The sequence below is a fragment of the Pseudomonas sp. WS 5021 genome (genome assembly GCF_012985535.1).
Taxonomy (GTDB): Bacteria; Pseudomonadota; Gammaproteobacteria; order Pseudomonadales; family Pseudomonadaceae; genus Aquipseudomonas.
In genome coordinates this window covers 459,719-484,446 of the sequence record NZ_JAAQWP010000004.1, presented here as the reverse complement: position 1 = coordinate 484,446, position 24,728 = coordinate 459,719, and the positions used below count along the sequence as shown (strand labels likewise).

The window sequence follows — 24,728 nt, the reverse complement described above, 5'->3', positions numbered from 1 at the left end:
GTACAGGAATCAAGTGCGGGGCGGTCGCCATACCCCTGACGGGGTTTGTACTGGATGGGAGTCTAGGGAGAAGGACAGTACGAGGGGGCTGGATAAGGTGATAGGAGGCTTGATGATGGAGACTTGCAGCATGCCACCAGTCTTGCACTCCTGACCTGACTTACAGGGTTTGCCGTGCTCGGTGGGACTTTTCATGTCCTGGCAGCAGTCTTGCTCCATGCCGTGCATCATCGCCATGCCCATGGTTTTCATGGGGCAGGGCTCAGTCGGCGCCTGAACACCCGCCATCCCGCTGAGGGGGAGCGCCAGGCTAATCAGGAAAATCAGGCAAAACCGTAGGTAGCGTTTCATGGGCTGGAGTGTAGCCGGTGGAAATGGCCCTTACAATTCACCTTCTAGACTCCTTAGTCGGCTGTCACCAACCTCTATTCCGCGCTCATTTCCATTTCCGGACTTAAAGTGCCTAACCATGCGACAAGACAAATTATGACGACTGCCATTAAAAACTCGAGTGTCATGCTGCGGCGCAAGGCATTGACTGCGGCAGAGTATTCTCCATTTCGAACTGACCGCTCCAATACCGGACTTAGGTGAAAGCGGTTCAGCGTGGCTAAAACGATCATCCCAGCAAAGAGCAATATTTTCAAAAACAGCAGCTGGCCATAAGTACTGAGCATCACTTCATCGAGATTTGGACCAATGACAAACAGGTAATTCACTACGCCTGTGATGCTTATGATCACTACGATTACAGCGCCGGCCGATTCAAAACCAGTCAGCACCCGTGCAAGAATTCGAGCTTCCTGTTCGCCCTTTAGCGATTTCAACCGCAGCAGTAGAGCGAATGCCAATAGAGCACCCAACCAGCCACCGGCGGCTAAAAGATGGAATATATCGGTGATGAAATGCCAGTAGCGTCGGCTGCCTTCATCCATGGCGCCGTGCCCTGTCCATGCCAACGTCGCCAACGCAATCGCTCCGCATACGGTGACGATCCAGAGACTGGGTGTCGGAAATCGCTTATTCAACGCGACGCCAATAATTGCCATCACCAAGACAGCTATTCGGACCATCCAGGTCAACCCGACGTCGGTCCCCATGAGGACCATTTCAAAAATATGGTGATGTAGCTCCATAAGCTCCGACACACCGCTCATTGCTTTCGCAAGCAACAACATGGCGACAAGGGATAGAGCTACACCTGCAACAGAAGTACCGTAAAGAAGCGACTCAAAATTCAAGGCCGTGCCCGATACTCTTTCCTTTCCCCTGAGGCTGTACAAGCCGAAAATTGCCAATCCGAATAACAACATCAGGTCGAAATAAAGAGCAAAGCGAACCACAATATTTATTGAGTCGCTCATAAATCATTTCACTTTAAATGAGAAGTTGCCGGTGATCGGGTGAGTGTCCGAGGAAACAGCACGCCATTCGACTTTGTAGGTACCGGTGGTCAGAGGTGCTGCCGGTGTAATCACCATCGTTTTCGGATCACCGCCACCAGCGACGGCGGCCTTAACACCCATTGGGGAGTTCGGCATGCCAGGCATATCGGTCATGATCAGTTTTGCACCGGAAAACTGAGTGGTGAGATTCTCAGAAAAGTGCAGTTCAATTTTCGAAGGGGCCGCCGCATTCGAGCCTTCTGCCGGAGTAGAAGAAAGGAGCTTTGGATGTGCTTGAGCAACTGCACTCAGAAGCAAACCAGCGGTAAGTGCAACAGCTACGGTCGTAGTTTTAAGGAATGACATGCAAGACTCCTCACAGCAAGAGCTGTTGATTCGAGGTTTGTTTGGGAATATCTAATTTTTACTTTTCGATTCTTGTTAAAACCACTGATGATTAGCTAGTAGCCTCCGTGTTCTAGGTCAGGTTGAACACGAGAAACTCACTAGACCCCAACGTCACAGTGCAAGAACACGATGCCACACGAACGCAAACTGTTCGATTACATTTCAGTCAGCTTGACGCGGTGTTTGGCCTCGAATTGGCGGGCGTAGCGAGACTTAAGGAAGGTCTGAAGTACCCACCGATTTTTGAGGCCCTCGCTGCTTGAGGTTCAAAAAATCCAAGTCGGCCGAAAAACAGACCCTTCTTGTCTTTAATTCACGGCTCTTTCCTCTGATCGTGCTGTTTCAGGGCGATCAGCCCGCATTACAGACGCACCTCTCCCGCATTCAACAACCGTTTTCGCACCATCCACAGGTTCGACAATGCGAACAAGGTTGTCTGTTTGGCGATGTTTTTCGACAAGCCACGAAAGCGTACTTTCGTGTAGCCAAACTGGCGCTTGATCACGCGAAAGGGATGTTCAACCTTGGCCCGCACCTGCGCTTTGGCGTATTCGATCTTGCGTCGCATACGCCCGATCAAACTCTTTTTTCCGTGCTTTCTATAGCTGCTGGGACGCGCGGCAATCGACCAAATCATCGTGCGGTTCTGATGCTCAGCACGCTTCTCCACACCGGTATAACCCGCATCGCCGCACACGTAAGTTTCCTCACCATGCAACAACTGATCGACCTGAGTCACGTCCGCCACATTCGCCGCCGTGCCCACCAGGCTGTGCACCAAGCCGGATTCGGCATCGACGCCGATGTGCGCTTTCATACCAAAAAAGTACTGATTTCCTTTTTTCGTCTGATGCATTTCCGGGTCGCGCTTGCCGTCCTTGTTCTTGGTCGAACTCGGGGCATGAATGATCGTCGCATCGACCACCGTGCCTTGGCGCAGCATCAAGCCACGGTCACCCAGATAGCCGTTGATGACCTGCAAGATCCCGCCCGCCAACTCATGTTTTTCCAGCAGGCGCCGGAAGTTGAGGATCGTGGTTTCATCGGGAATTCGATCCAGATGCAGCCCCGCGAACTGGCGCAGAATCGTCGTTTCATAGAGTGATTCTTCCATCGCCGGATCGCTGTAGCCGAACCAGTTCTGCATCAGATGAACCCGCAACATGGCCAGCAACGGATACGCCGGACGACCGCCTTCACCTTTCGGATAATGCGGCTCGATCAAGGCAATCAAGCCCTTCCAGGGCACGACCTGATCCATCTCGATCAGGAAGCGCTCACGGCGGGTCTGCTTACGTTTGCCGGCGTACTCAGCATCGGCGAAGGACATCTGTTTCATCGGGACTCAACCGTTCGATTCCTGTGAGGCGGGTATTTCACCAAATCTGGAAGCCTTTTTCAGAGTTTCCTTAAAGACGAGACCGCGTGCCCCAGATACTAGGGTTCTCACTCATTCAAAAATAACGAAAGTGGACGCTGGGCGCAGGCTGAGAGATCGCCGTTGATCACAAATGCGCCGTTGATCAGCTGACCTTCAAGTCAACACTAGGAAACTCTAGATGAAAGGCCGTTTTCCCGTCACATGATGTACACCAGATTTTGCCATCATGCGCCTCAACAATTGATCGGGTAATCGACAGCCCTAGCCCTGCGTTGCTTGGACTCCCTTCTCGCCGCGCTGGGTCCACGCGATAAAAACGATCGAAAAGCTTCTCAAGATGTTCGGGGGCAATGGGTTCTCCGTGGTTCTCCACGACGACCAATACCGACATCTCCTTCTGGAGGATTTCGACACTGATCGTCTTCCCTTCAGAGGTGTAGCGAAGCGCGTTAGAGAGCAGGTTAGAAATCGCTCTGTGGAGCATAAGAACATCGCCTCGGACGCTGCCCCTTCCTGAAACCTTGAGTTCAATCCCCCGCTCATCAGCCAAAAGGCGGTAGTACTCAAGCAATTTTTCCACGACTTCCACCAGGTCTATTGGTTTGTTCTCGTGTGTGATCAGACCGTTGTCAGATTTCGCCAGAAAAAGCATGTCATCAATCATCCGACTCATACGCTTCAAGTCATCAAGATTTGAGTACAGGTTGTCTTCGTAGTCCTCAATATTCCTTTTTCTTGAAAGCACCACTTCGGTGTGGGTCATCAAGTTGCTCACGGGGGTCCGTAGCTCGTGGGCAATGTCTGCGGAAAAGTTCGATAACCGGACAAATGCATCGTCGAGCCTGGACAACATTGCGTTAAACGACAGCACCATTTGCTGAAGTTCTTTCGGAACGGGTGCTAAGGGGATGCGCTCTTTGAGTGATTTTGCTGACATTGAGGCAGCGACCCGCGTGACCTGGCGAATGGGCCGCATGCCACTGCTTGCTACCATCCAGCCGAGTGCAGCACTGACCAATGCGCTGATCACCAACCCTATCCAAAACCATCGTTCAAGCGTCTCGAAAAAGGACATATGCTGAGTAACGTCAAAGATCAAAATGACTGTCAACGGCTTGTTTTGCCCCGTCACAACGGCTTGTGCCGTCACTCCACGGAACATCTGCCCTTGCTCCCGCCACTCCCAGACGTTGTTGTTTGTGGTTGTGCGGAACTCCTTCGGAATATCTACCGGACCGGGATCAGCAAACAGCAGCTTGCCGTCACTATCGATTATTAGGGCAGTCAAATCACGGTGAGCCCCCAGCAGCGCCTCCAGCTCAGGCTTAAATTCGCTGAATTGATCGATGCTGTTCAACCCGGACAAAATTCTCTGGGTCGAGTGGAGCTTTTCGTTCAATGCCTGCTGATCTAGCATCTTAAAGTGATGCCGGCTGAGGTTATTGAAACTGAGTCCGGCGACCGTGAGCACGGCCGTTACCGCGAGCATGAACATCAGACTCATGCGGGTCGTCAGGGACATTCGGTTCATTCCGATTCCGAATCAGGCGCGTCGAGCATGTAACCCATTCCCCTTGAGGTATGAATCAACTTGACCTCAAAGTCGTCATCTATCTTGGCCCTCAACCTTCTCACTGCAACCTCGATAACGTTGGTATCGCTGTCGAAGTTCATATCCCAAACCTGGGAGGCGATAAGTGACTTTGGCAGCACCTCCCCTCGACGTCGTAGCAACAGCTCAAGCAACGCAAACTCTTTGGCCGTAAGGTCTATGCGCTTACCTCCACGAATGGCCCGACGCTTGAGCAGGTCCACCTCCAGATCAGCCAATTTCATATAGGTTTGCGAGGGAGCGCCGTTACCCCGACGCAGCAACGTTCTGACACGGGCCAGCAATTCAGAAAATGCGAAGGGTTTGATCAGGTAATCATCTGCCCCGAGTTCAAGTCCTTTCACTCGATCTTCAACGCGGTCTCGCGCCGTGAGGAAGAGCACGGGAACATCTTTTCCGGATGCACGAACCTTCTGAAGTACTTCCCAGCCATCCAGCCCAGGCATCATGACGTCTAGAATCAGCAGGTCATAGGCCTCGCTCAAAGCGTGCTGAAGCGCCACTTTGCCATTGGTAAAGCGATCCACATTGAACCCCGCCTCCGTGAGTCCTTGCTGCAAATAGATACCTATTTTGGGTTCGTCTTCAGCAACCAGAAGTCTCATGAGGGTGGCTCTCGGATAATGATGAAGCGCAGTCTGCAACGAAACACGCCAGCCAACCAGCAACTGACAGAAAAGTAATATTGGCTTCAGGTAGATGTCAGCGAGCGCTGTCTAGGGTTCAAGCATGAGTACTTCCTGGTGCTCGACCGACTCTTCAGCATGAAACGTTTGGGAGCCGGAAAACAATTCCATAAGGAGTTGCCCCATGAATCGCCTGAAAATGCTGTTTTTTGTGAGCTCGATACTCGTCTCAGCTTCTGTATGGGCTGAAAGTGGCGGAGACCGGGTGATAGAGCGTATGGAAGGCCTGCGCGACAGGGCTGAAGCCGTACTGATTCAAGCTGAAAAAGCCCCTGAAGGACAGCGTCATGTCCACATGGCCGAGCATATGAAGATGCTCGGCGACATCATGAGCCAACTCCATAAAGATCATCCAGACGCATCAATGCCACCTCAGCAGCACCTCGCCTGGATGGAAAAGCACGACAAAATCGTCGATGACGTTTTGAGCCAAATGCAGCGCGAGCACAAATTGATGCTTTCAGAGTGCCATCAGTAATAAGTGCTCGACGCATTTCTTGGTTAGAGCTGATTAACACGGCGTCACCTGAACGCCGTGTTTTTTTGAAAACTGACAGAAATGTAGTGTTCAGGTCAGTTAACTGGCAGCTCCGTGTCTTTAGCATAGCCAGTGCTCCCACTCTTACTCTCGAGGTCACTATGAAAGCTAAGCTCGTTTCCCCTGTCATCGCAGTAATCACTCTACTCTTCGGTGCTACGGCTATGGCCAGCGCAGGGCATGGAAAAGAGGACATCGGCCAGCCCGGAGTCGCCTCTGAGGTTACCCGTACGGTGGACGTCGAGATGGGCGATGTTTTCTTCAAACCTGAAAGCATCGACGTAAAGCCTGGTGAAACTATTCGATTTGTACTTCGCAATGAGGGTTCGCTGCTGCACGAGTTCAACATCGGCAAAGCCGCTGCTCATGCAGCACACCAAAAAGAAATGGCAAGCATGTTCCAGAACGGGACGCTTAACCCCACCGGTACCGGGAAAACGATGAGCGGTATGAGCCACAGCATGGGTGGAATGAAGATGGTCGGAATGGAGCACAACGACCCGAACAGCGTCCTGATTGAGCCTGGCGCAACCCAAGAGCTGATCTGGACCTTCAACAACAGCACAGGCCTTCAGTTTGCCTGCAACGTGCCGGGGCATTATCAGTCAGGGATGGTTGGTCCGTTTGACCTGAAGTAAGCCGGAACTGGCTGCTAACACCGCTTCGACGCACGAGTTAGCTACGCTCTGTCGCAGAGATCACAGCAACGCTCGCACAGTGGGGTTTAGATCATGAATAACCATCAGCATCCGGATGGAAACACCACCGCACCATTTTGGAGGCGCAAAACAGGCGTTTTACTAATCATGCTCATTGCGATTGGTGCCTTCTACGTGTTGCGGGAGCATTTCAGCCACGTTTATCCATTTTGGCCTTATCTGATTCTGTTGATCTGTCCATTGATGCATTTTTTTGGACATGGACATGGCGGACATAGCCATGGCGATCAGGCAGCAACCCACAAGGACGAAAAAGGGAAATAGCCATGCCTACCATATCGAGCCACCACGACCACAGTCACGCCCATGCTGCTCCGCTCAATGACGATGATCTACGTGACCCGGTGTGCGGAATGGCAGTCACTTCATCAAGTAAATTTGGTGAGTCTTATCAGGGACAGACATATCAATTTTGTAGCCTGAAATGCCAGGAGAAGTTTCGAGCTGATCCTGAACGCTTCAGCGGTAATGTTTCGAGCGCCGAATCCCGCGTCACCACTCCAGAGTCTGCGGTACAAACAGGCACTGAGTTTACCTGTCCGATGCACCCGGAAATACGCCAGCCCAGACCCGGCAACTGCCCTAAATGTGGCATGACATTAGAGCCGGTCATGCCCGCGCTCGATGAAGAAGAAAATCCTGAACTCCGGGATTTCGCCCGCCGCTTTTGGTGGTCGCTGCCATTAACCGTGATAGTGACCGTGCTCGCTATGGCGGGACACTCGTTACAACTCCTCCATGGCTCGATCCAAAACTGGATCGAGTTCGCTCTGGCGACACCGGTGACTTTATGGGCAGGTTGGCCCTTTTTTGTAAGGGGCATAGCCTCTATTAGAAATCGCAGTCCAAACATGTGGACTTTGATTGGTTTGGGTACCGCCGCAGCCTACCTTTACAGCGTCATGGCAACGCTCTTACCCCAAAGCTTTCCCGCCACCTTCATGCAAGATGGACGTATCGGCGTCTACTTCGAAGCCGCCGCGGTCATCATCTCGCTCACCTTGCTTGGGCAGATTCTTGAGCTCAAAGCCCGATCGCAAACTTCCGCCGCCATTAAGTCCCTACTCGGCCTGTCGCCCAAAACCGCACGCCGGATCAATGCCGATGGCCAGGAGGAAGACATTCCTCTCACCCATGTTCACCTAGGAGACCACTTGCGGGTCAGACCAGGTGAAAAGGTACCCGTTGATGGTTCAGTAATAGAGGGTGAAAGTGCGGTGGATGAGTCCATGCTCACTGGCGAGCCAGTTCCGCTAATGAAGAGAGCTGGAGATAGCCTGATCGGCGCCACGCTGAATACACATGGGAGCTTGGTAATGGAGGCGCAGAAGGTCGGCGCCGAGACTATGCTGTCACAGATCGTACAGATGGTCGCTCGGGCTCAGCGCTCCAAAGCACCAATGCAACGAATGGCCGACTCGATTGCCGGCTACTTTGTGATGGGTGTTATCGCGATTGCGATACTGACATTTGTCGGTTGGGGGCTTTTTGGCCCTGAGCCCAGTTGGGTGTTTGGTCTGATCAACGCTGTCGCCGTGCTGATCATCGCTTGTCCCTGTGCGTTGGGTCTTGCTACGCCCATGTCGATCATGGTTTCGACAGGCAAAGCAGCCAGCATGGGCGTGCTGTTCAGGGATGCCAGTGCCATCGAAAACCTTTGCAAGATCGACACGCTGATTGTCGATAAGACAGGCACCCTGACAGAGGGACGGCCAGTGTTTCACAGTGTGGAGGCCACACCCAGTTTCAATCCCCACGATGTTCTTCAGCTGGCTGCCAGCCTTGATCAGGGCAGCGAACATCCCTTGGCTCATGCAATCGTCGATCACGCCCGAACCGAGAACATTAAGCTCATCAAACCAGAATCCTTTGAGTCTGGTTCAGGTATCGGGGTCAGTGGCATTGTTGATGGCAAGAAGATCCAGCTGGGGAACACCGCGTTAATGGAAGCCGCAGGCGTGAGGACCAAGCCCTTACAAGAGCGTGCAGAGCTTTTGCGTCTTGATGGCATCAGCATCATCTACCTCGCAGTCGACGGGGTATTGGCAGGGTTGTTGGCAGTATCAGATCCAATTAAGCCGACCTCCAAAGAAGCAGTCACCAAGCTCAAGGCTGACGACATCAAAATCATCATGGCTACTGGCGACGGGCTCACCACCGCTCGGGCTGTCGCCAGGGAGATGGGGATTGAAGAAGTCCACGGTGAAGTGAAACCTCAGGATAAGGAGCGTCTGGTCGCAGACCTCCAGCAATACGGCCGGAAGGTCGCTATGGCTGGTGACGGTATCAACGATGCTCCGGCCCTGGCGCGAGCAGATGTGGGCATTGCCATGGGGACAGGGACTGACGTTGCGATGAATAGCGCGCAACTCACGCTGGTAAAAGGCGACCTGATGGGGATTTTACGAGCAAGGGCTCTTTCGGTCGCAACAGTAAAAAACATGCGGCAAAACTTAGGTTTCGCCTTTCTTTACAACTCGATGGGTATCCCTCTAGCCGCAGGCCTGCTCTATCCACTGACTGGGCATCTCCTGTCGCCGATGATCGCTGCCATAGCCATGAGCGTCAGTTCTGCATCTGTAGTTTTCAATGCATTGAGACTGAGGAATACCCGAATTGACTGAGCTTCAATTGCGAAATTGCAGCGCACTTGCCATGCGTTTGCATACGACCTGACCAGTCATTTGCATTTGACTGACCACCGATTGCAGAGGATTTGACCAACCAGACATCAAAGCTGAGGGACTCATAACGGCCAGTTCCGGTCGTTCGCCAGTCCCGTCGAGCAGTCATTCCAACGGCTGATCCGCTCCGAAACTTGCCCGGTAGAGACAATGCCGTTTCGCTGACCTTAGCTGGGGCGAAAACATTCCGGAAGTAATGCGACCAACCTCACTTGTCTGTCGCCATTACATCTGTCTGCCATTGCGGGCAGCGATCGCAACGGTGGTCGGCGAATCAGCAAGTGAAACGAATTGTCGTGTCGCCCCATCAAGCGCATCGATGCAACCCGCCTCGATGTCGTAGACCCAGCCGTGCAGATTCATACGCCCCTGCTCGAGCGCGAGTGCCACCGATGGGTGCGTACGCAGATTCGCCAGTTGCGCGATCACGTTTTCGCGCACGAGGCCGTCGAGCTTCGCGCGAGGCGTGTCGAACTCATGCGCCCCGTTAATCGCTTTCGCGGCGTCCGAGTGACGTAGCCAGTTAGCGACCGCCGGAAGATGGTCCAGACACGTGCAGCGTGAAATCGCGCCCATCGCTCCGCAGTCCGAGTGGCCGCAGATCACGATGTCCTGTACGCCCAGCACTGCGACCGCATATTCGACGGTAGCCGAGACGCCGCCCGGTTCGGGACCATACGACGGCACAATGTTACCGGCGTTGCGAATTACGAACAGCTCGCCCGGTTCGCGCTGTGTAAGGAGTTCAGGTACAACACGACTGTCCGAGCAGGTGACGAACAACACCTTCGGATTTTGTGTCGTCGCGAGCTGCCTAAAAAGCTCGACGCGTTGCGGATAAACCTCGCGCTGAAAGCGCAGAAAGCCGTCAATAATGTCACGCATGGAGTCCTCCAAACCTGCCGGATGCCGGATGCTGGCACGAGCCCTCGATATGCCATCGCGCCGCTGTGGTCGTCATTATCGCAGACCTCCCGCGCCTTGGCTGTACTCGATCAACGATGGACTTCGAGCCGCGACCAGCGCGGCGGATGTCCGATGCACCCCGGCAGCCACCATTTATCTATCGCTGGCCTGCAAGGCGAGTGAATTGCCCCGTTTTTTATAGACATCCCATTGCTTCTGGCCGTTCTCTGCCGGCCATGGCCAAGAAGCGTACTGGTCGAATACGATGCAAATGGTTGGTCAGGTCAAATGCAAACGGGTGGTCACGTCTGTGCAATTATCCATCAATGACGCTTGCAACTCGAAACAGATAACTGTTGACCTTACTATCGTGTGAACGTTGATGCTGTCGGTGCGGTGAAAAGAGACCGCTCAGCACGAGAGGAATAACCATGTTCGTCTTAGATGTATCAGGCATTGGATGCGGCAGTTGCGTCAGCAAAATCACCAAAGCGATTCAGTCACTGGACAACGAAGCTACGGTTTCCGTGGACCGGTCAGCCAGTAAGGTGAGTGTTGAAAGCAGCGAAAGCCCAGAGCAGATTCGTAAAGCTGTCGAGGCGTTAGGTTTTCCTTCCCAGATCAGCGCTTGAATGCTGACACCTGCCCCTGGTCAGAGCCCCGTATGCAGAGGGCTCCCCTTGGTGAACCCTCAGGGAGTACCGAAGCAGCCGCGTCGGCCACAATTACCGCTCGCAAGCCCCTGCGCTGCTAATCACCTCGCAGAGCTTTGAGCAAACCTTTGAATGCTCCATTCAACCGAGTAAAAGCGGCGTCGAAACGTATTCCATTTTCTGCGTACTTTGCGACCTCGATCTGCTGATCGACAGTATTTTGATCAATGGCAGGTTGAGCCGGTGTGCTGTAAAGAAAATCACCTCCATAAATATCACTTGCTGATTCTTTTCCGGCAATGTGTTTTTCATTTATTGCTTTCAAAGAAAACGGAGTAGCAGGTGTTTTTTTGTCTGGCTTGCAAGCACAGTAGAAAAATCTAAATCTCGGGCCTTGAAGTTCGGCGTATCAGCGTTTGTGATATTGTCACTCAGGATCTCAGCTCTTTGACTACGATAAATTAACGCCCTTTCTGCGGAGCCAAGCGCTTTCTCAAAATTAATACTCACACTCAATCACCCTCAGCAGCGCTACTATTCCCCATGAACATCGAACACTTAAGTGTTGACACGGTGCATCCAGGTTCACATATGCAGTTCCAGTGAAGAAACTAAAAAAGTCTTCACCTTGAAAATTAACGGAAACTTACAAAGTTACGCACCTCAAACTGATACTCAGTAAATAGCGGTGTGACGCTGGAAGATCGAAAACTTACGGATTAAATAGCGTGTTCCTCAAGAGAAATATCGCAACCTGACACAACTGTAATATTCACCTAAGGCTCCTGACAGGGGATGAGTCTTATAGTCCTATTGAGCCTTAAGCTCTCCCCTAAGAATCATCACTTGATGTGGATCCGGGGGATTACCAATACTCATCAGAGGAAATTCAAATGAACCCCATCAAAACTTTGTTCGTCATCGCAGCCCTGACCGTCTCTTCTTTGGCAATGGCTGAAGGCGGTGGTGACCGGGCGTTCGCACGTATGGAAGCGGCTAGGAATAATTCAATGGAATCGTATCAAGTAGCCCAAAAGCAAAGCACCCAACCTCCCATCGCAGAAAGCCAAGCCAAAGCGATGGACCACAAGAATTGCTGAATAGCTTGCTGCGTTCCCAAGCTGACAGAAATGTAATCACTGTGGTGGTTCAAATGTGGCAATTTCTAAGCTCGCTTGCCGTAAGAACTCGTTTTTAGTGACGGCGAGCGAGCTCATTCGGGCTCATTACACCCCCCGAAAGAGTGCCTTCACCTGTTTGAGCAACTCATTGGTTGTTTCGCACGGCTTCCCTTTTGACTGATCGGACATAAACGGCATGCATTCCAAAACCTCTAGGCGGACATTCGTTAAAGGCCTGGCCGCTGGTGGCATTCTCGGCGGCCTTGGTCTGTGGCGCACTCCTGTATGGGCAGTGACCAGTCCTGGTCTGCCGAGCGTTCTCACCGGTAACGAATTTGATCTGTTTATTGGTGAAACCCCTGTAAACATAACTGGCTCGCCGCGTACAGCCATGACCATCAATGGTTCGTTGCCCGGACCTTTGCTGCGCTGGCGCGAAGGCGAGACGGTCACACTGCGTGTGAAAAATCGCCTAGACCAAGACACCTCCATTCATTGGCACGGGATCATTCTGCCCGCCAACATGGACGGTGTGCCGGGTTTGAGTTTCCATGGCATCGCGCCCGATGGCATGTACGAGTACAAATTCAAGGTGCATCAGAACGGTACGTACTGGTACCACAGCCACTCTGGTTTGCAGGAGCAGGCAGGCGTTTACGGTCCAATCGTCATCGACTCGAAAGAGCCTGAGCCTTTTCAATACAACCGCGACTATGTGGTGATGTTGACTGACTGGACCGATGAAGATCCTAGTCGCGTCATGGCCAAGCTCAAGAAGCAATCGGACTACTACAACCACCACAAACGTACCGTGGGTGACTTTATCGACGACGTCAGCAAGCAAGGTTGGTCTGCTGCCGTGGCCGATCGGAAGATGTGGGCTGAAATGAAAATGAACCCCACTGATCTCGCAGACGTCAGTGGGGATACTTACACCTATCTCATGAATGGCCAGGCCCCTAACGGTAACTGGACCGGTATTTTCAAACCGGGTGAAAAGCTGCGCCTGCGCTTTATCAACGGCTCAGCTATGAGCTATTTCGACGTCCGCATCCCCGGTTTGAAAATGACCGTGGTGGCGGCTGACGGCCAACATGTCAAACCAGTCAGCGTCGATGAGTTTCGCATCGCCGTGGCAGAAACGTATGACGTGATCGTAGAACCTGCCAGCGAAGAGGCTTACACAATCTTCGCCCAGTCCATGGATAGAACCGGTTTTGCACGTGGAACCTTGGCAGTTCGCGAAGGATTAAAGGCACAGATACCGACGATCGATCCTCGGCCGCTTTTGACCATGGATGACATGGGTATGGGCGGTATGGCGGGCATGGACCATGGCAGCATGGCTGGTATGGGCGGCGGCGATATGAAACAAGGTGACATGTCAGGCATGGCTGGCATGGACCACAGCAAGATGGCGGGAATGGACCAAAGTGACATGACCGGGATGACCGGCATGGACAGCGGTGACATGACTAACATGGCCGGCATGGACCACAGCAAGATGTCGGGCAAGGACAAAGGCGACATGTCCAACATGGCCGGTATGGACCACAGCAAGATGGCGGGAATGGACAAAGGCGACATGTCCAACATGGCCGGCATGGACCACAGCAAGATGGCGGGAATGGACAAAGGCGACATGTCCAACATGGCCGGCATGGACCACAGCAAGATGGCAGGAATGGGCGGTATGGGGGGCGAAATGCAGACTCACCCAGCGTCCGAAACCAACAACCCCTTGGTTGATATGCAAGCCATGAACCCAACGCCCAAGCTAAACGATCCAGGCATCGGCTTGCGGAACAATGGTCGTCGAGTACTCACCTACTCAGACCTGAAAAGCACGTTCCAAGACCCTGACGGTCGCGAACCCAATCGCACCATTGAGCTTCATCTGACCGGTCACATGGAGAAATTTTCGTGGTCCTTCAACGGCATCAAATTTTCTGACGCCGAGCCGCTTCGTCTGAAGTATGGGGAGCGTCTTCGCATCACCCTGGTGAACGACACCATGATGACCCATCCCATCCACCTTCACGGCATGTGGAGCGACCTTGAGGATGAGAACGGCAAGTTCATGGTGCGCAAGCACACAATCGACATGCCACCAGGTACCAAGCGCAGCTATCGAGTTACCGCTGATGCCTTAGGTCGCTGGGCTTATCACTGCCACCTGCTTTTCCATATGGAAATGGGCATGTTCCGAGAAGTACGGGTTGATGAGTAAAGGAGACGATCTGTGAGCACATACCTAAATCGTAAATCGCTGGTCGGTTGCCTCTTTGCCGTCGGCTTGATGGGTGAACTCTCGTCCGTGGCGCTGGCAGTCGAAGATAGTAGTGATCATTCACCTGCTACTCCTGCAAAAACAACGAACAAGCCTGCAACTACGACAAACGAGTCAAAGCCCGATCACGGGTCAATGGACCACAGCAAGATGAGCCATGAGTCGATGGATCATGACCAAAAAACCAAAAAGGCAGATTGAGATCATGACCAGTAAGTTTCTACGCCCAACGTTGATGGCACTGGCAGTCTCTACCAGTCCTGCTTTCTTTGTCGTGGCTCACGCCGCTGAAGAGATGGATCACTCCAAGATGGACCACGGCTCAATGGGAGCTATGGACCATAGCAAGATGGGGGCTATGGATCACAGCAAGATGAGTATGGGTGACGGGCAAATGGACGGAATGGAAAGTATGGATGGAGGGGCTACCACCAGCCGAACTCCAATCCCTGTACTGACCGACACTGACCGTGCTGCCGCCTTTCCAGATGTGGCTGGTCATGGGGTTCACGACAAGAAGGTCAACTCCTTCATGCTGCTGGATAAGTTTGAGTATCAGGATGCTGACAACGGTAGTGCATTGGCCTGGGATGCAAAAGGATGGATCGGCGGTGACGTTGACCGACTGTGGTTGCGCTCGGAAGGCGAACGTACCAATGGCGTAACGGAAAACGCTGAACTCTCAGCACTTTGGGGGCACTCCATCGGTCCATGGTGGGATGTCGTCACCGGCGTACGACAAGACTTCAAGCCCGGTTCACCACAGACTTGGGGAGCGCTCGGTATTCAGGGCATGGCCCTCTATAACTTTGAAGCCGAAGCGACTGCCTACATCGGTGAGAACGGTCAAACCGCTGCTCGATTGGAAGGCGACTACGACATTCTGCTGACCAATCGCCTGATCTTGCAGCCGACGGCCGAAGCCAATTTTTACGGAAAAAATGATCCTCAGCGCGGCATTGGGTCTGGATTGGCAAACACCGAAGTAGGGCTCCGATTGCGCTATGAGATTGTTCGCCAATTTGCCCCTTACATTGGGGTTAGCTGGAGCCGCTCATACGGCAATACGGCAGACCTGGCCAGCGATGAAGGAGAGGATGCGAACGAGGCGCGATTTGTCGCCGGTATTCGGATGTGGTTTTGAGGGCCTGACATGAAAAGAACATTGAAAACATTGACTGCTGCCGGGGTGGTCGCCGCAATAGTAGGTGCCGGCGTGGTGTATTTTGGTGTGATCAATGTTGGGGCGGATGATCCGCATTTCGGCCCCGTTCACTCACTTCTTTCCACTGCTCGGGATCGCTCGATTGCTGTGCGCTCACGCGATATTAAAGTCCCCGACCTGAGCGAAGAAGCTCTCATCCGCGCAGGTGCTGGCAACTACAACGCTATGTGCATCGGTTGCCATCTGGCTCCGGGTATTGCAGGAACCGAGTTAAGTAATAGCCTTTACCCTGCACCTCCGAATCTTTCAAAACTGGGCGTTGATGGAAACCCTGCCGCAGCTTTCTGGATCATCAAGCATGGAATCAAATCCACAGGCATGCCCGCTTGGGGTAAAAGCATGGCCGATCCCTACATCTGGGGAATGGTCGCTTTTCTCCAGCAGTTGCCTTCATTGGATGCAGAGCAATACAACGCTCTAGCAACCAGCAGCGATGGTCATCAACACGGTGGCGGCGAGAGCAAAATGCATAACCATGAAGGCCAGCATGAGGGCCAAAAAGGGGCTGCCGCTGGGCATCATGATGCGGGTGCAGCCGAAGAGATAGCCGAAGCAGGCGACCATCATGGCGAGAGAAACAGCGCCCATGCCCATGAGGCGGCCTCAGCGCCTTCTCAGGATGAAAGTACCGAACACGCCCATCCTCAGGTTGTGGAGGCTTCACATGACGCTCCTGCAACTCCGGCCGTTCAGCCAAAAACTCATACCCACGCTGATGGGAAGGAGCATACCCATGCGAAATAACTTTCTTCGTCCCGGTCGAGCACTTCGCCTCGCTGCATACGCGGCTCTGTTTATCAGTTCAGCTGGTCATGCAGCAGAGTCGCTGACGATCGACGTCCATCGTGACGCTAACTGTGGATGCTGCAAGAAGTGGATCCAGCACCTTGAAGCTAACGGCTTCACCGTCGTTGATCATGTAGAAACCAACATGAGCGCGGTCAAGCAGGATCTCGGTGTTGCTCCACGACTCTCGTCCTGCCACACAGCAATGATCAATGGAAAGTTTGTTGAAGGTCACGTGCCCGCCGAGCAAATCATTGCGATGAGCAAACGTGACGACCTTCTTGGGATCGCCGTTCCTGGCATGCCAGTTGGATCTCCAGGCATGGAAGTCAACGGAAAACGTGATGCTTATCAGATAATCGGCCTGACCAAAGCCGGCGCGGATCAGGTCCTTGCTGAATACCCCGGCAATTAATCTGGCCCTGTCCATCTAACACTGCATGGCTACCGTCCACCATGGCCATGCAGCGAGAAATGCTTTTTCCATTACGTGTTCAAGCAGTAGAAGAAGTCGTAAGGGGGCCGAGGACAGCAACAAGGGAGGACGCAGTACAACTGTGGCCTAAACTGCGGCGTTCAATTGTGTTTTTTTTTGCAAGCTTTTCAGGCGCTGGGTCGCACGTTGTACAGCGGCCATCTTTTCTGGACGCTTCATCCGCTTCCATTTTCTGATGTCTTCCTTGGTGCGACCGCAGCTCAAACATAGTTCGCTGTTCAGCTGGCAAACGGAAATACATGGGTTTTCGATGTCCTTGGCCATGGTTTAACTCCGCGTGGATCGTGTACGTGTTAAACGCTGCCGCCAGTCACCGGCATTCGACCGCTGACATTGCTCTTCAGTATCGAAATGCACGTTGGCCGACACCTGACTGACGTGAACATTCGCTTCACTTAATGCCAGGGTCGTCAATTCGAGCATCCGCTTGTCTTGCCCATTGGCAAGCACCACATCCCTGTTGGCATCGGTGTCGAAGACCCAAACAACCATCAGACTGGAGGGAAATCGCGCGTAACCCACATCGTGAGTCAACCAAGAGAAGCCTACTATCTCCGCTTTGGCCGTCTCGCAGGTCTTGGTCAGGGCAGCAATCAGACGACGTTCGATTTGCGCCTGATCCCGTTTGCTCACAAGCATATCTCGATCCTTATTTTCATTTCAGTCGACTATGCGTTCATTTCTATGCCGGAACGGAGACTTGTACCGGTGAGTCAGCTCCCAGCTTCGTGCGGTATTCAACAGTCAGATGCGTGACTTCATGAACCGTAGCAAGCCGTTCTCGTATGTCTTCGGCATTCACTGCGGGGCTGCCCAGAACACTCACAATCGCGGCTCGGGCCTGAGGCCCTACCTGCCAGACATGAAGATCAATGATCGAAGCATCTCCAGGCGTTTCAACCAGTTCACGAATTTCTTGGGCGACATGATCATCTGTCTGGTCGAGCAATACACCCGCAGTCACCCGCATCAACGACCAAGCCCAGCGTGCAATGACAATTGCACCCAAAATCCCCATTGCAGGGTCGAGCCATACCCAACCAAGGTATCGGCCAGCAAGCAGAGCAGCGATGGCCAGAACCGAGGTCAGGGCATCTGCAATGACGTGAACGTAAGCAGAGCGCAAATTATTGTCGTGACCATGTGCATGGTGAGATTGATCGTGGCCATGCCCATGGTGATGATCATGTCCGCCAGAAAGCAAAAGCGCGCTCACGACATTCACTGCTAATCCGACAACTGCGATAAGAGTCGCTGTCCCGAATTGCACTTGAGTCGGTTGAAAGAGACGGAATAGCGATTCTCCAGCAATTCCCAAGGAGACCAGTCCCAAAATCAGAGCAGAGGCGAAGCCACCCAAGTCTCCCACCTTGCCAGTTCCAAAACTGTAGCGAGCACTTGAGGCATGTCTTTTTGCGTAACCGTAAGCAGCTGCGGCTATGCCAAGTGCTCCAGCGTGCGTTGCCATGTGAAAACCATCGGCAAGCAACGCCATGGAGCCAGTGAGATAACCTGCGGTGATTTCAGCAACCATCATTACGACGGTCAGAGCCACCACCCACAACGTTCGCTTAGCGTTTTCTTCATGTGATTTCCCCAGGAACATATGGTCGTGGGAATAGTCGGCGTACGAATTACTCATCTGGGCAAATCCTATTTGGAATAGCGGCGAATGGCTTCGAGCAGCTCATCGACGCCTTTCGCTCTTTCTTCGTTGCTGAGTGTCGGATTCGCGACATGTTCACGAGCGTGGTCTTCAATGATTTCATCCATCAGCCCATTGATCGCGCCACGGGTCGAAGCGACCAATAGCAAGGTTTTCGAGCAGTCATCATCAGAGTCGAGTGCTCGCTCAATCGCCTGGATTTGGCCAGCGATTCGCTTTACACGCTTAAGAAGATTGTCTTTGCTCGATCTCACATGACCCATACCATACCCCCCCTACCTATAATGAAAGTATGATCACACGTTCCAACAAGCCATACAAGCCAGGGAGGGAATACATCCGACCGGCAGCGTCGCAGCATTTGAATGCTGCAATCGAAACATTGAGCCCGTCGCCTCGCCGTGCAGAACCAATACAAGCCGGCGGGCGGGCCCGCACTTCAGTAATTCGATAGATGGCGTAGCACCTATTTCTTGAGCTGCCATGGACTATGATTTAGGATCGAACCATATCCCCCCAGGGGGGATATTCGCACTGAACAGAGACGAAACCAGCTGATTGCGTCTCTTCGTGAAAAGTTAGGTAACCGCCTGGTCACGCACGTCGCCACCTGAGATCTTCCATGCTGAAAATCCTAGCCAGCCGAACCTACCGTCATCTCTTTCTCGCCCAAGTAATCGCGCTCGTAGGGACTGGACTCGCCACTGTCGCGCTGGGCCTGCTGGCGTTCGACCTTGCGGGCGCCCAAGCAGGTGCTGTCCTCGGTACAGCGCTGGCGATCAAAATGACGGCCTACATTGCCGTTGCACCAATCGCAGCGGCTTTTGCTGAACGTCTACCCCGTCGAGCGATGCTGGTCTCGCTGGATCTGGTGCGAGCACTGGTCGCGCTCGCTCTGCCGTTTGTGACGGAAGTCTGGCAGATCTACGTGCTGATTTTTGTTCTCCAGTCAGCCTCGGCGGCGTTCACACCGACATTTCAGGCAACCATTCCAGACATCCTGCCGGATGAAGACGACTATACCCGCGCCTTGTCGCTATCACGTCTCGCCTATGATCTTGAAAGTGTCGCCAGCCCTATGCTCGCCGCCGCGTTGCTGACCGTTATCAGCTTCCATAACCTGTTCGCCGGCACTGTCATCGGTTTCCTCGCTTCAGCGGCCCTGGTCGCCACAGTACTGCTGCCAAAGGCGAAGCCGACGCCACGACGCAGCATCTACGAACGAACTACCCGTGGCATGCGCATATTCCTGGCCACCCCTCGCCTACGGGGGCTGCTGGCTCTTAATCTGACAGTAGCTGCTGCCAGTGCCATGGTCATCGTCAATACGGTGGTGCTGGTGCAGTCGCGCTTCGCTCTGCCTCAGAGTTCTACGGCATTGGCGCTGGCCGCGTTTGGTGGTGGCTCCATGATCGCGGCCCTGGCCTTGCCACGCCTGTTGGAAAACATCAAAGACCGAACGGCCATGCTGTTTGGTGGAGGAATACTGGTTGCAGGTTTGGCCGTTGGCATCAACCTGAGCACCTACAACTTCCTGCTGCCGCTGTGGATGGTACTGGGCGTGGGCTATTCCTTGGCTCAGACCCCAAGCGGTCGGCTGTTGCGTCGCTCAGCACATGCCGAAGATCGCCCGGCGCTGTTTGCCGCCCAATTTGCGCTATCCCATGCCTGCTGGTTGATTACCTACCCATTGGCGGGATGGCTGGGTGCCAATATCAGCCTCACGGCCTCGTTTGTTGGGCTCGTTGTCGTGGCTGGTAGCGCATTGGCGGTCAGTATAGTGATCTGGCGTCCAGCTCATGACCAAGAGTCGATCAAACACACCCATGAGAACCTGCCGGATGATCACATTCACCTCGACGGCCAAGATGGTGCAGATCACGAACACCCCTATGTGATCGACGATCAGCATCGCCGCTGGCCAAGTTGAGGGGTCTTTAGTTTCAAAGATTTGCCAAACCTCAGACCAGAAACCGTAAAGTTTGCAGAGCGACAAGATGGCCCGAATAGAATCTTTAGCCCCACTGCCGCACAGGCCAAAACGTGTAGGTGAACGTCTGACACAGAGGCCAGAGTCTGATCAGCGGCGCAACGAACGCAGCGCTTAAGACCAGAGATGAATAGACTTCCAAACCCAATGCCCTGGTTACGATGCCGCTACGAGTGCTGCCCAGCAGACATAAAACCGCTGGTAGCAACCAAAGAACACCAGACCTCTTGATCGCTAACAAGACAGGCATGTGCCCTGCCCTGTTGCAGCAGTTCAGCGAAGCTGGGCATTTCAGACCTAGAGATACTTGGTGATTTGCTTGAAGGCTTCCAGTGGTGCGCGCTCGCCATTGTTCAACGCCGAGACGGTGTCCTCCAGGCAATGATCAATGTGATCCTGGATGAGCGTGCGTTTGGCTTGGCACACCGCCTTTTCCACTGCATGCAGCTGCTGAGCAATATCGACGCACTGACGACCTTCTTCAATCATGGTGATGATGCCGCGTAAATGGCCATCCGCCCGCTTGAGGCGCTTGATGATCGCCTCGTGACTTTGGTGGGTGTGGGGATGGCTATGTTCGTGTTCTTGTTCACTCATGACTTGAGCCTCAGGCCTCAATGAATTACGCTGGCATCCTATCCCCCCTAGGGGGATATGGTCAAACGTATTGCGGCCACAACAAACGAGTTAGAACCCCGGACACTATGCTCAACAGATCCCTGACAACGACAGTGGTATTCGCACTTGTTCTCGCCATGTTTGTGGCCTGGGCTGGGCATACCTATACGTTGTCGGTAACGACGAAACCGCCTGCCTGGGAGATCGCACAAGACGCCTATCACTCCCATGAAGAGCAAGCCGAGATGTCGTGTGCGAGCTGCTCGGATCACTATCACTCCCCGTTGACCCCTGACCATCAGCACGAAACGCCACAGCTCACTTCCGCGTTGAGTTTGGCCGCGCAACCGAAGCTCTCTATGCAAGTCGATGCACCACGCTATTCCGTTCCCCGCCCGCCGATTTTCTTGATCGAGCGGCCGCCCCGTCCTTCGTTCGCATCCTGACCATGGCCGCACTGCGGCCTTTGATTCCTGCAACGTAGGATTGATCTATGTATTCGCACTCGATGAGCGGCGTTGACGCATTTACTGCGCCTTCGCGTCGCCTGCTACCGCTGCTGTTTTTATTTGTCGCATCACTTTTCCTTGCAATGCCCGAGGCGATGGCTCATGCCGTCGCCGAAGGTGACAAGGGATTCATCCAGGAAAGCTCCGGCGTCATGTTGCTGCCCTTCATCTACATGGGCGCCAAGCACATGATGACGGGCTACGACCACTTGCTGTTTCTGTTCGGGGTGATCTTCTTCCTCTACCGCCTGAAAGATGTTGGGCTCTACGTCACGCTATTCGCCATAGGCCACTCGGTCACGCTGCTGCTGGGTGTACTGACTGAGATCAGCATCAGTTCTTACATCATCGACGCCATCATCGGTTTTTCGGTGGTGTACAAGGCGCTCGATAATCTGGGCGCATTCCAGCGCTGGTTCGGTTTCCAACCCAACACCAAGGTGGCCACGCTGATCTTCGGTCTGCTCCATGGTTTCGGTTTGGCCACCAAGATCCAGGAGTACGAAATCTCGCCTGACGGCCTGATTCCGAACCTGGTCGCCTTCAACGTTGGTGTCGAGATCGGCCAATTGCTGGCCCTCAGCGCGATTCTCATTCTGATGGGGTATTGGCGGCGCACCGGCAGTTTCTGGCGCCACGCCTATACCGTCAACGTCGCCATGATGAGTGCCGGTTTCCTCCTGATGGGTTACCAGATCACCGGCCTATTTGTCTCCGCGTAAGGAATTCTGACCATGTTCAATACTCCGCTTCCAACTGTTAATGAATTGCCCAGCACTCGCAAACTGGTGCGCTCGACTGTCATTGCACTGCTGACTGCGATCGGCCTGCTGGTAACCGTGGTCATGCCTTCGGAATATGCCGTTGATCCTACAGGCGTGGGCCGCGCACTGGGTCTGACCCAAATGGGCGAGTTGAAGATCATCCTCGCGCAAGAGGCGCTGGCAGATGCAGCGCCGCCGCAAGCAATAGCTCCAGCTCCAGCTCCAGCTCCAGCTCCGCAGATTGCGCAAATACAACCTGCTGCGTTACCTGCGACCCAACCAGCGGCGGCAACTGCCCCAGCTTTGAAGACCAATCAAATGACCGTCACGCTCAAGCCAGGTGAAGGGACAGAAATCAAACTGGAAGTGCTGAAGAACAAGACTGTTAGCTATGAATGGACAGCGGTTGGTGGGCCTGTGAACTACGACACGCATGGCGAGCCCTACAACGGAGAAAAGGGTTACTTCCACAGCTACAACAAGGGCAAGCAGGTCAAAAGTGATAAAGGTGAATTCACCGCCATTTTTGACGGCACCCACGGCTGGTTTTGGCGTAATCGCAGCAACAACGATGTGACCATCTCACTGAAAACGACCGGCGATTACTTGAGCGTCAAACAGTAACTCGAAGCGGCGATGGCTGTTTTACTGCCGAAAATGCAGCGCTCAGCCTTACCACAGCCCATTTATTTCATCCATTTTTGAAGAGTCTTCCCATGCCCCCCCCAACAACGCTGATTCGTTCGATGGTCCTGATCTGCTTCCTTGGTCTGATGACGGCATGCGGTGGTGGAGAGAAAGGCGCAACCTCCGAAAGCGCTGAGCACGGCCATTCACACGAGTAACACCCTAAAAAACAAGGCCGCAAATGCGGCCTTCGTTTCTACATTTATTCTTTACTCAACAACACCCTCCTCACCCGGTACTCTTCAACCTCTACAACCGTCATGCTCCACTCCTGCCACTTGAGCTTATCCCCAACTCATGACCAACCCCGCGAGCGTCTGATAGTCATCAGTTGAGGTCAGCTCAGATTATTTGATTCAAAAAGCAGCTTCAGTCACTGCGACCGCTTGCACTCAACTCACCATTAATAAAAAGGGCAATGAAGAGGCGGTGCCCCACAAGCTGCTAGTAAAGAACGGCAAAGAGGGGTAAACCTTTGAAAGGTCGACGTAGACCTTACAATTTGACCACACCACAAGAGCCGACACCCGGCTGCATAAATTGATGTGGATCAACCGTGGCACTTCGATGTGCTGTAATGTTGAAAAATCAAAACCCGCTAATCAGTACCGGAGATTCTCCATGTTCTGGTTTCGCCATCGTCAACCAACGTTCATACGCCTCGCCATCGTGCTGTGGGTGTTAGCGTTTGGTCTGGCAGCGACCCAGGGATGTCTGGTACAGCCCAGCCACAATCCGGCAACTCATGTCTCGCTGAACACCGCGCAAGATCACGATAGCCACGACACCCATGCCCTCGGTTGCCTTCAGCACTGCGCCGATGCGGCGATAGCTGTAAGTCCTTCGCTCCATCTTCAAATATTTAACCTGTCCAGTTGGACGTTTCTGTTCCTGATCCCGGCGTTGCTGATTTCGTATCCCGCCAACCCCTCCGCTTTTGCCTTTCTTGCATTACGGCGCCCTGTACCGGCCAGACCGCCTGCCCGCTTGATTTTCGTCCGTTCCAACGATTAATCCGACCTTCTGCGCGCCGATCTTCGGCGCACTGTCTGACTGCGCCAACCCGGTGCGGCTTGGTATTACCTGAGTTGTCCTCACCCTTTGGAGATTGCCATGCATGCCTCATTGAAATTTATCCTCGCCACCCTGCTCGTGAGCAGCCCACTCATGGCCTCGGCAGTCGATGAGCATCACCCGGAGCAGGCGCCGACCACGCCCGCCCAGACAAGCGAAGCAGCTACACCGATGCAAAACAATGTCATGACCGAGCAAATGCAAAAAATGCAGGCTGCACATGACAAGGCAGCCGCCGCCAAGACCCCTGCCGAGCGACACGCCGCCATGCAGGAGAGCATGAAGACGATGAAGGACAGCATGGCCATGATGCATAAGAACTGTCATGGCATGGGCATGGCCGGCAACAAAGACGGCATGGAGATGGGAATGATGAACATGATGATGAAAATGATGGATCAGCAATCGAGCATGATGAAGATGCCGATGAGCAAGTGACGCGTACAAGCCTGTAGGCAATGCAACGGCGGTTTTACCTTTGCCAATATGCCAAGGGTAAAACTGCCGCCCGTTGACCTATACGACGCATC

At 53.5% G+C, this 24,728-nt stretch carries 28 protein-coding genes and 2 pseudogenes; 16 read left to right on the top strand and 14 right to left on the bottom strand.

What is annotated here, in order from left to right:
- Positions 1–9: 9 nt before the first annotated feature.
- The 6 genes from HBO19_RS28520 to HBO19_RS15795 all read right to left on the bottom strand — a co-directional run bounded on the left by HBO19_RS28520 (position 10) and on the right by HBO19_RS15795 (position 5,391).
- Positions 10–351, bottom strand: a complete 342-nt coding sequence (locus HBO19_RS28520) for a hypothetical protein (RefSeq protein ID WP_048377699.1) — start codon at positions 349–351, stop codon at positions 10–12.
- A gap of 74 nt (positions 352–425) precedes the next feature.
- Positions 426–1,364, bottom strand: coding sequence for a copper homeostasis membrane protein CopD (gene copD, locus HBO19_RS15815; RefSeq protein ID WP_068588834.1), 939 nt, complete (start codon positions 1,362–1,364; stop codon positions 426–428).
- A gap of 3 nt (positions 1,365–1,367) precedes the next feature.
- Positions 1,368–1,751 (bottom strand): copper homeostasis periplasmic binding protein CopC, encoded by a 384-nt coding sequence (gene copC / locus HBO19_RS15810; protein ID WP_019821291.1) that lies wholly within the window; start codon positions 1,749–1,751, stop codon positions 1,368–1,370.
- A 403-nt stretch (positions 1,752–2,154) separates the two neighbouring features.
- The gene (locus tag HBO19_RS15805) at positions 2,155–3,132 is read right to left on the bottom strand and encodes an IS5 family transposase (RefSeq protein ID WP_170057821.1); all 978 of its coding nucleotides are present in this window, start codon (positions 3,130–3,132) and stop codon (positions 2,155–2,157) included.
- 184 nt (positions 3,133–3,316) lie between these two features.
- Positions 3,317–4,705, bottom strand: a complete 1,389-nt coding sequence (locus HBO19_RS15800; protein ID WP_048377464.1) for a heavy metal sensor histidine kinase — start codon at positions 4,703–4,705, stop codon at positions 3,317–3,319.
- Positions 4,702–5,391 (bottom strand): heavy metal response regulator transcription factor, encoded by a 690-nt coding sequence (locus HBO19_RS15795; protein ID WP_024078225.1) that lies wholly within the window; start codon positions 5,389–5,391, stop codon positions 4,702–4,704. The genes HBO19_RS15800 and HBO19_RS15795 overlap by 4 nt, the downstream gene beginning before the upstream one ends.
- 205 nt (positions 5,392–5,596) lie before the next feature.
- Between HBO19_RS15795 and HBO19_RS15790 the strand changes: the two genes are divergently transcribed.
- From HBO19_RS15790 to HBO19_RS15775, 4 genes are all read left to right on the top strand, one after another.
- Complete coding sequence (locus HBO19_RS15790; RefSeq protein WP_048377465.1) at positions 5,597–5,950, top strand: co-regulatory protein PtrA N-terminal domain-containing protein; 354 nt, start codon at positions 5,597–5,599, stop codon at positions 5,948–5,950.
- A 161-nt stretch (positions 5,951–6,111) separates the two neighbouring features.
- The gene (locus HBO19_RS15785; protein ID WP_170057820.1) at positions 6,112–6,648 is read left to right on the top strand and encodes a plastocyanin/azurin family copper-binding protein; all 537 of its coding nucleotides are present in this window, start codon (positions 6,112–6,114) and stop codon (positions 6,646–6,648) included.
- Between the two features lie 93 nt (positions 6,649–6,741).
- Entirely contained in the window at positions 6,742–6,993 is a 252-nt protein-coding gene (locus tag HBO19_RS15780; protein ID WP_082149905.1) for a DUF2933 domain-containing protein, read from the top strand.
- Positions 6,994–6,995: 2 nt separating this feature from the next.
- Positions 6,996–9,353, top strand: coding sequence for a heavy metal translocating P-type ATPase (locus HBO19_RS15775; RefSeq protein WP_082149906.1), 2,358 nt, complete (start codon positions 6,996–6,998; stop codon positions 9,351–9,353).
- Between the two features lie 285 nt (positions 9,354–9,638).
- Here HBO19_RS15775 and HBO19_RS15770 read toward each other — a convergent pair whose 3' ends face one another.
- Positions 9,639–10,298 (bottom strand): carbonic anhydrase, encoded by a 660-nt coding sequence (locus HBO19_RS15770; RefSeq protein WP_048377468.1) that lies wholly within the window; start codon positions 10,296–10,298, stop codon positions 9,639–9,641.
- A gap of 452 nt (positions 10,299–10,750) precedes the next feature.
- On the opposite strand from HBO19_RS15770, the gene HBO19_RS15765 reads away from it, so the two are divergent.
- Positions 10,751–10,951 (top strand): heavy-metal-associated domain-containing protein, encoded by a 201-nt coding sequence (locus HBO19_RS15765; protein WP_048377469.1) that lies wholly within the window; start codon positions 10,751–10,753, stop codon positions 10,949–10,951.
- Positions 10,952–11,069: 118 nt separating this feature from the next.
- On the opposite strand, the pseudogene flgB reads toward HBO19_RS15765, so the two are convergent.
- Positions 11,070–11,482 (bottom strand): annotated as a pseudogene (gene flgB, locus HBO19_RS15760) (flagellar basal body rod protein FlgB).
- 383 nt (positions 11,483–11,865) lie between these two features.
- On the opposite strand from flgB, the gene HBO19_RS15755 reads away from it, so the two are divergent.
- The 6 genes from HBO19_RS15755 to HBO19_RS15730 all read left to right on the top strand — a co-directional run bounded on the left by HBO19_RS15755 (position 11,866) and on the right by HBO19_RS15730 (position 16,809).
- Complete coding sequence (locus tag HBO19_RS15755) at positions 11,866–12,072, top strand: co-regulatory protein PtrA N-terminal domain-containing protein (RefSeq protein ID WP_046056971.1); 207 nt, start codon at positions 11,866–11,868, stop codon at positions 12,070–12,072.
- A 217-nt stretch (positions 12,073–12,289) separates the two neighbouring features.
- Positions 12,290–14,323, top strand: coding sequence for a copper resistance system multicopper oxidase (locus tag HBO19_RS15750; protein ID WP_170057819.1), 2,034 nt, complete (start codon positions 12,290–12,292; stop codon positions 14,321–14,323).
- Positions 14,324–14,335: 12 nt separating this feature from the next.
- Positions 14,336–14,584 (top strand): hypothetical protein, encoded by a 249-nt coding sequence (locus tag HBO19_RS15745; protein ID WP_175441898.1) that lies wholly within the window; start codon positions 14,336–14,338, stop codon positions 14,582–14,584.
- Entirely contained in the window at positions 14,556–15,527 is a 972-nt protein-coding gene (locus HBO19_RS15740) for a copper resistance protein B (protein WP_048377470.1), read from the top strand. The genes HBO19_RS15745 and HBO19_RS15740 overlap by 29 nt, the downstream gene beginning before the upstream one ends.
- A 9-nt stretch (positions 15,528–15,536) precedes the next feature.
- Positions 15,537–16,352 (top strand): cytochrome c, encoded by an 816-nt coding sequence (locus HBO19_RS15735; RefSeq protein WP_082149907.1) that lies wholly within the window; start codon positions 15,537–15,539, stop codon positions 16,350–16,352.
- Positions 16,342–16,809, top strand: coding sequence for a DUF411 domain-containing protein (locus HBO19_RS15730; protein WP_048377500.1), 468 nt, complete (start codon positions 16,342–16,344; stop codon positions 16,807–16,809). Before HBO19_RS15735 ends, HBO19_RS15730 begins: the two co-directional genes overlap by 11 nt.
- A 147-nt stretch (positions 16,810–16,956) precedes the next feature.
- On the opposite strand, the gene HBO19_RS15725 is transcribed toward HBO19_RS15730, so the two are convergent.
- From HBO19_RS15725 to HBO19_RS15710, 4 genes are read right to left on the bottom strand one after another with little or no spacing between them, the layout of a single operon-like run.
- A complete protein-coding gene (locus tag HBO19_RS15725) occupies positions 16,957–17,154 on the bottom strand; it encodes a DUF1289 domain-containing protein (protein ID WP_048377471.1) in 198 nt (65 codons plus the stop codon).
- A gap of 3 nt (positions 17,155–17,157) precedes the next feature.
- On the bottom strand, positions 17,158–17,529 hold the full coding sequence (locus tag HBO19_RS15720; RefSeq protein ID WP_048377472.1) for a hypothetical protein: 372 nt from the start codon (positions 17,527–17,529) through the stop codon (positions 17,158–17,160).
- Between the two features lie 43 nt (positions 17,530–17,572).
- On the bottom strand, positions 17,573–18,532 hold the full coding sequence (gene dmeF, locus HBO19_RS15715) for a CDF family Co(II)/Ni(II) efflux transporter DmeF (RefSeq protein ID WP_048377473.1): 960 nt from the start codon (positions 18,530–18,532) through the stop codon (positions 17,573–17,575).
- 11 nt (positions 18,533–18,543) lie between these two features.
- On the bottom strand, positions 18,544–18,819 hold the full coding sequence (locus HBO19_RS15710; protein WP_028621219.1) for a metal/formaldehyde-sensitive transcriptional repressor: 276 nt from the start codon (positions 18,817–18,819) through the stop codon (positions 18,544–18,546).
- Between the two features lie 359 nt (positions 18,820–19,178).
- On the opposite strand from HBO19_RS15710, the gene HBO19_RS15705 reads away from it, so the two are divergent.
- Positions 19,179–20,486, top strand: coding sequence for an MFS transporter (locus HBO19_RS15705; protein WP_048377474.1), 1,308 nt, complete (start codon positions 19,179–19,181; stop codon positions 20,484–20,486).
- Between the two features lie 357 nt (positions 20,487–20,843).
- On the opposite strand, the gene HBO19_RS15700 is transcribed toward HBO19_RS15705, so the two are convergent.
- Complete coding sequence (locus tag HBO19_RS15700) at positions 20,844–21,143, bottom strand: metal-sensing transcriptional repressor (RefSeq protein ID WP_048377475.1); 300 nt, start codon at positions 21,141–21,143, stop codon at positions 20,844–20,846.
- A gap of 514 nt (positions 21,144–21,657) precedes the next feature.
- On the opposite strand from HBO19_RS15700, the gene HBO19_RS15695 reads away from it, so the two are divergent.
- On the top strand, positions 21,658–22,395 hold the full coding sequence (locus tag HBO19_RS15695) for a HupE/UreJ family protein (protein WP_048377476.1): 738 nt from the start codon (positions 21,658–21,660) through the stop codon (positions 22,393–22,395).
- Positions 22,396–22,407: 12 nt separating this feature from the next.
- Positions 22,408–23,061, top strand: coding sequence for a transmembrane anchor protein (locus HBO19_RS15690; protein ID WP_170057818.1), 654 nt, complete (start codon positions 22,408–22,410; stop codon positions 23,059–23,061).
- A 265-nt stretch (positions 23,062–23,326) separates the two neighbouring features.
- On the opposite strand, the pseudogene HBO19_RS28515 reads toward HBO19_RS15690, so the two are convergent.
- Positions 23,327–23,459 (bottom strand): annotated as a pseudogene (locus tag HBO19_RS28515) (transporter associated domain-containing protein); the annotation flags it as partial.
- A 286-nt stretch (positions 23,460–23,745) separates the two neighbouring features.
- Between HBO19_RS28515 and HBO19_RS15685 the strand changes: the two are divergent.
- A complete protein-coding gene (locus tag HBO19_RS15685; RefSeq protein ID WP_048377478.1) occupies positions 23,746–24,138 on the top strand; it encodes a hypothetical protein in 393 nt (130 codons plus the stop codon).
- A gap of 99 nt (positions 24,139–24,237) precedes the next feature.
- Positions 24,238–24,636, top strand: coding sequence for a hypothetical protein (locus HBO19_RS15680; RefSeq protein WP_048377479.1), 399 nt, complete (start codon positions 24,238–24,240; stop codon positions 24,634–24,636).
- Positions 24,637–24,728 lie beyond the last annotated feature (92 nt).